We start from the raw sequence: 1,713 nt of genomic DNA on the forward strand, positions 1-1,713 counted from the left end.
ACGGCCTGGCGGCCCACATCAATCTGGGCTCCTGGCCCGTGCTGCCGATTTTCGACGTGCTGGAGAAGGCCGGCGAAATCGACCATATGGAGATGTTCAACATCTTCAACATGGGCATCGGCATGGTGCTGGCCGTCAGCGCCGAAGACGCCGAGAAGACCATGAAGCTGCTCGAAGACAACGGCGAAGCCGCGTACACGCTCGGCAGCATCGTCAAGAAGACCGGCGACGACGTGGAACTCGTGTGAAGGAAGTTAAGGCCTCCCCTTTCTTGAGGAGGCCTTAACTTATGCCCGTCAATATTCGTAAACATCATTCCAATTTCAACCATCAGGATTTTCAAGCAATTCGAGGAGATTAGATTATGGGTCAGAAGGTTCTGGTTATCGGTTCCGGCGCGCGCGAGCATGCCATCGCCCACGCGCTCATGCGCGGCGGCAGCGTTGACGAAGTGACCGTCGCACCGGGCAATCCGGGCATGGAACTCGACGGCATCCGCACCACCCAGGTCAATCCGTCCAATCACGCCGCGCTTATCGATTTCGTGAAGAACAACGGATACGACTGGGTGTTCGTCGGACCAGAGGTGCCGCTGATCGAAGGCATCGTCGACGATTTCGCCGCCGCGGGAATCAAGGCGTTCGGCCCGAACAAGGCCGCCGCGCAGATCGAAGGTTCCAAGGACTTCGCCAAGCAACTCATGGAACGTCACGACATCCCGACCGCGAAATACCAGACCTTCGACGATCTGGAACGCTCCACCGCCTACGTGCGCAAGCACGGCGCGCCGATCGTGATCAAGGCCGACGGCTTGGCCGCGGGCAAGGGCGTGACCGTCGCGATGGATGAGGAAACCGCCATCGCCGCGTTGGATGACATCTTCATCGACCATCGTTTCGGCAACGCCGGCGCGAAGGTGGTCATCGAGGACTTCCTCGAAGGACAGGAATTCTCGCTGATGAGCTTCGTGAACGGCACCGAATTCTGGCCAATGCCGATTTCCCAGGACCACAAGCGCGCCTACGACGGCGACAAGGGCCCGAACACCGGCGGCATGGGCGCGTACAGCCCGGTCCCGCAAATCGGCCAGGACGTGATCGACACCGCGATCGAAACCATCGTCAAGCCGACCGTGCAGGCCATGGCGGACGAGGGCACGCCGTTCACCGGCATCCTGTACGCGGGCCTCATCGCCACCGCGGACGGCCCGAAGGTCATCGAATTCAACGCGCGCTTCGGCGACCCGGAGACGGAGGTCGTGCTGCCCAAGCTCACTTCCGACCTCGGCGCCGGCATCAACGCCATCCTCAACAACGAGACGCCGGAATTCACCTGGGACGAGCACAATGCCACCCTTGGCGTGGTACTCGCCTCCGACGGATACCCGACCAACGTTATCAAGGGCGCGGCGATTCCCGAGATTCCGGTGGACGAGGATTCCCATGTGTTCTATGCGGGCGTCACCCGTGACGAGCACGGACTCGTCGCGAATTCCGGCCGCGTGCTGTTCGTCGAAACCTCCGCTCCGGACATCAAGGCCGCGCAGGACAAGGTCTACGCGATCATCGACAAGCTCGACACGAAGGGCATGTTCTACCGTCACGACATCGGCGCCAAGGCTCTGCAGGCGCTGAACGCATAAGACGGGGAATCCCGACGGAAACGCATCGGCAGCATAAACGCCGGCAACACGAATAAAGTGGCCCGTGGAAC

General features: G+C 61.0%; 2 protein-coding genes. Both read left to right on the forward strand.

Annotation, left to right across the window (positions count from 1 at the left end; genetic code table 11):
- Nucleotides 1–248, forward strand: a 248-nt coding sequence (locus B3C64_RS03305; RefSeq protein WP_291533701.1) for an AIR synthase-related protein, incomplete at its 5' end; no start/stop codon positions are given.
- A gap of 116 nt (nt 249–364) precedes the next feature.
- Nucleotides 365–1,642: a phosphoribosylamine--glycine ligase gene (gene purD / locus B3C64_RS03310; RefSeq protein WP_291533702.1), complete on the forward strand. Its 1,278-nt coding sequence runs from the start codon at nt 365–367 to the stop codon at nt 1,640–1,642.
- The last annotated feature ends 71 nt before the right edge of the window (nt 1,643–1,713 follow it).

The organism is Bifidobacterium sp. UBA6881, assembly GCA_002451435.1.
Taxonomy (GTDB): Bacteria; Actinomycetota; Actinomycetes; order Actinomycetales; family Bifidobacteriaceae; genus Bifidobacterium.

Coding starts and splice junctions, on each gene's coding strand:
- purD (WP_291533702.1), top strand. CDS start 365: ATGGGTCAGAAGGTTCTGGTTATCGGTTCCGGCGCGCGCGAGCATGCC.